The sequence below is a fragment of the Thermostichus sp. MS-CIW-30 genome (assembly GCF_054058015.1).
Window position 1 is genome coordinate 1 of sequence record NZ_JBSRZW010000055.1, and the last position, 4,321, is coordinate 4,321.

Sequence of the window (4,321 nt, forward strand, 5' to 3'; positions counted from 1 at the left end):
ACTCCGTCCCGCTAACGCGAATGGAAACAAACAGAATGCTATCGCTGCATAGTTGAACAGTGATGTTCAGCAGTGTTCAGCGTAAATGTATCAGGGCAAACAACAGCAATGCAAACTCAGGCTAACGTCCAAGCCGAGGAAAGAGAGCGGGCATCTTCTCCACCCCGTGCCCAGATTCGGCTGTTGGTGGTGGATATCGATGGCACGATTGCCGGGCCTTCCAACCAGGTTTCAGAGCCGGTTCGGGAGGCCATTCAGAAGGCCAAAGCAGCAGGGGTGCGAGTAGCCATCGCTACGGGTCGCATGCATCGTTCTGCCGAGCGGTTCCACTACGCGATTGGGGCCGATATGCCCCTATGCAGCTACCAGGGGGCTTTAATTCGGGATCCCGATAGCCAAAAGACCCTAAAGCACTGGAGCCTTGACTGGCCGCTGGCCGAGGAGTTGCTGCAAGCGTTGCAGGATCAGCCGGTGGGGGTTCACCTCTACATCGATGACCAGCTCTATTTGCGGGAGCTGAGCCCCCTCAGTCAGGCTTATGCTGAGCGCTCTCAGGTGCCGTTCCAGATGTTCTCTTCCGCCCAATACGGACGAAGCCCCACCAAGATCCTGGCTGTTTCTGAGGATACCGAGTTCCTGCAGGAATTGCAGGGATCCCTGCGGCGGCGGTATTCCCCTGACCAGCTCTACCTCACCCGTTCAGAGCCGATTTTTCTCGAGGCTACCCATCCGGCGGTGAACAAGGGCAATGCCGTTCGTTTTTTGGCGGAGGAAATGCTGGGGTTGTCGGCAGAGCAGGTGATGGCCATTGGCGATGGCGACAACGACATTGAGATGATTCAATACGCCGGGATCGGGGTGGCGATGGGAAATGCCTCGCCAGCTCTCTTGCCCCATGCCGATTGGATTGCCCCTCCTGTGGCAGAAGACGGGGTGGCGGCGGCCATCGAGACCTTCATCCTCAGCTAGGCAGGGATCCCATGCTGGGTCTGGCTTCTTCTCCCTTTCCTGAGGTCACCCTGCGTCCGGCGCAGCAACAGGCGTTGGCCTACCAATCGGGGCCGCTGGGGATCGCCGCCGTTCCGGGGAGCGGCAAGACCTTTATTCTGGAGCTGTTGATCGCCGATTTAATTCTCAATCGGGGGATCCCACCGGAGCGCATCGGGGTGTTCACCTACATGCGTTCGGCGCGGGGCAACTTGATCAGCCGCATCAATCAACGTTTGCAACGGGCGGGGTATCCGGATCGCTTTACCCAGGCCTTTACCCTGCATTCTTTGTCGTTGCGGGTGTTGCGGGAGGCCCCCAGCCGTTGGGAGGAGCTGTCTATTTTGGAGGGATACGAACAGGAGCGGTTGCTCAGCCGCCTGTGCCGCGCTTGGCTCGTCCGCCATACTCAGCTCTGGGAGCCGCTGATCCCCGGCGACAACAACCCGCAAAAGATCGCCCAAAACCGAGCCCAGTTCCGGCGCAGTTTCCAGCAGATGGTGCAGGTGGTCATCAGCAGGGCCAAGAATCTGCGCCTGGGGCCAGAAGTGATCCCCAGCGAGGGCTATCTGGGCTGGGCTGCTCCCATCTACGCCGGTTATCAAGCGGAATTGCGTCGCCTGGGCAAGTTAGACTACGACGACCTGGGCTGGCAAGCAGTGGATTTGATCGAGGGCAGTCCAGAGCTGCGGGAGCAGGTGCAGAACTGGTACGACTACCTGTTCGAGGATGAGGCCCAAGACAGTTCCCCCCTGCAGGAAGAGCTGCTGCGGCTGCTCAGCCAACGCACCGGCAACCTGGTGCGGGTGGGGGATCCCAACCAGAGCATCATGGGCACCTTTACCAGCGCCGAGCCGCGGCTGTTTCGCGCCTTTTGCCAGGCCAGTCCTCAGGTGGTGCTCTTGGATGAATCCAGCCGCAGCGCCCCCCAGATCATCGCTTTGGCCAACCGCCTGGTGGAGTGGGTGAATCAGCAGCACCCCATCCCGGCTTTGCGCACCGCTCTGGCCCCCCAGCCCATTCAACTGGCTACCTCCGGTGGCCAAAACCCTCCGGCCAGCGAAGGTCGGGTGGACTTTCTGCGGGTTGTCGGATCCCCGGAAGAGGAGCTGCAACAGGTGGCGCGGCAGGCCATTGCAGCCGCCCAAGCTTTTCCCGGCCAAACGGTGGCCATTCTGGTCACCACCAACGAGCTGGGGGGCAAAGCCCTCAGCTATCTCCAGGAAATGGGAGCGGAGCGGGTGATCGATCTGTTGCGGGGCAGTCCCAGTCAGCGGCGGGTGTTGTTGCAGCTCAAGGGAATCATCGACTGGTTTGCCCAGCCCACTGCCCCCACTCGCTTGGCTGCTGCTGTGGATTGCTTGGCCGATTGGGCGGGGATCCCACGTGCTGAGCTGGGGCCGATGTTGACCTGGATCCGCGCCTCTCTGCCGGAGCGGCTGCTGTTCCCCAACTTCGGCGAGGCTCCCTCTCTGCCCGATGGCCCGCCTTGGCAGAACTTGGGCAGGCTGCTGCGCACCCTTGCCGGTTGGCTCCGGGCCGGGCGATCCCCTTGGCCAGAGGTGCTGAATGTGATCGTTCAAAGCCTCTACCGCAAGCCGGAAGAGCTGTTTGTGGGTCGCTATGTAATCGATCAGCTGGAGCAGGTGCTGGGATCCCTGCCCGAAACCGATTGGCAGGAGATCGCCCAAGAATTTCAAGTGATTCTGGATCACCGCCTCAACAACTTGCCTTCGGAGATCTTCGCCTTCGACCCCGAGCCGGGCAGCATCACTGTCACGACTCTGCATCGGGCCAAGGGGCTGGAATGGGATCAGGTGTTCATCCCCCAGGTGTCGGCCTACGAGTTTCCCACCCAGTACGGGGAGCGAACCCTGGGGCTGAAGTTTTTGGATGAAGTGGATATGCAGGCAGAGGCCCTGGCTCAGTTGCGACAGCTCAGCCCCAAAGGCGGCTGGGAGCTGCAGGCCGACTCGGCCACCAAGCAAGCCTTTTTGGATTTGGCAGCAGAGCGATTGCGGCTGCTGTATGTGGGCATCACCCGCAGCAAACGACGGCTCACCCTCTCGGTATCCAGCCAATCTCGCTTTGGCACAGAGCAGAGTTCATCTTTGGTGTTTCGGGTGTTAAGTCGCAGTTTTAGGGCCGATTGACCGGGTGAGTCTCTCGTTCTTCATGGATTGGCAACCTGCTAGCATGGCTAAGCCCGATAGCGCTTGCGCGCCGCCTTGCGGCAATGGGGCAGTCTTTCAGAAGCTATGGATATTCTGCAATGCAACCTCGGCGTATTGCCCGCGAACTGGCCCTGCTGGGGGTCAATCAACTGCCAGCCACGGCGGCCAAACTGAGCGAAAAACAACTGGAGGACTTGCTGCTGGCAGCCATCCGCGCCCTGAGTGAAGAGACCCATGAAACCCTCTCCACAGCGGCGGCGGAAATCCAGCGCAGCGACCGTTTGTTGCACGAGAGCGATCCTCTATTGTTGGCCGATTCGGATCCCAAGGAAGAGGGTGGATCCCGCTCCGTCACCCTCCGCCTTCAGCAGGCCCAACGACACCTGCAGCGCCTGGAAATCACTCTGAAGGAGGCGGACGTTCCTGACCCCAATGCCTTACGGGGGGAATTGCTGGAGCTAATCCAGCAGGTGCAAGTGGCCCTCGGCAACGCCGGCCAAGCCTTAGAACACCTGGAACAGCGGCTGCACAGCGTCCGCCACATCTTGGATGAGGTTGTCCAGTTGTCCCAAAGAGCAGTCAACCGGGTGGGCGTTGCCCTGTCCATGCCGGAACTGTTGTACATTGCCCAATCCCAAGAAGTGCGCGCCTACGCTTTGCAACTGTTAACTGCCCTGCGAACCCACAAGGAGGCGATCGATGCTCGTTTGCAAAAGGCTTTGGTGGGTTGGCAATTGCAGCGGGTTGGTCGGATCGAACGAGATATCCTGCGCCTGGCGGTGGTGGAGATGGAAATACTGGCCAGCAGCCCCGTGAAGGTTGCCATCAACGAAGCTGTAGAATTGGCCAAAAAATACGGGGATCCTGAGGCCGCCGCTTTCGTCAACGGAGTGCTGCGACGGGTAGTGGACAGCCAGATGGAGACCCACCGGGGTCGGGATCCCTCCCTCCCTGGTTCTGGTTCCGGGGGCTGAGCAGATCACCAAATTTTCGGGCTGGAGGCCCGCACCATAGCCGCAGGCTTGGTGTCGGGAGGAAAGCCCTCCTCTATATAGGTTTGCCGGCCAAAAGTCTGGATAAACTACAATAAGCCCATGAGCCAGACTATCTCTGTACGTTGCAAGCTGATAGTCCCACAAGAGTTGCGTCAAGAAATTGAC

General features: G+C 59.9%; 3 protein-coding genes. All 3 read left to right on the forward strand.

Annotation, left to right across the window (positions count from 1 at the left end; translation table 11 throughout):
* Positions 1-108 precede the first annotated feature (108 nt).
* The 3 genes from ACVWXW_RS14245 to nusB all read left to right on the forward strand — a co-directional run bounded on the left by ACVWXW_RS14245 (position 109) and on the right by nusB (position 4,135).
* Positions 109-969: a Cof-type HAD-IIB family hydrolase gene (locus ACVWXW_RS14245; protein WP_414388302.1), complete on the forward strand. Its 861-nt coding sequence runs from the start codon at positions 109-111 to the stop codon at positions 967-969.
* Positions 970-980: 11 nt separating this feature from the next.
* Complete coding sequence (locus ACVWXW_RS14250; RefSeq protein WP_457404359.1) at positions 981-3,140, forward strand: ATP-dependent helicase; 2,160 nt, start codon at positions 981-983, stop codon at positions 3,138-3,140.
* Between the two features lie 119 nt (positions 3,141-3,259).
* On the forward strand, positions 3,260-4,135 hold the full coding sequence (gene nusB / locus ACVWXW_RS14255; RefSeq protein ID WP_414331399.1) for a transcription antitermination factor NusB: 876 nt from the start codon (positions 3,260-3,262) through the stop codon (positions 4,133-4,135).
* Positions 4,136-4,321 lie beyond the last annotated feature (186 nt).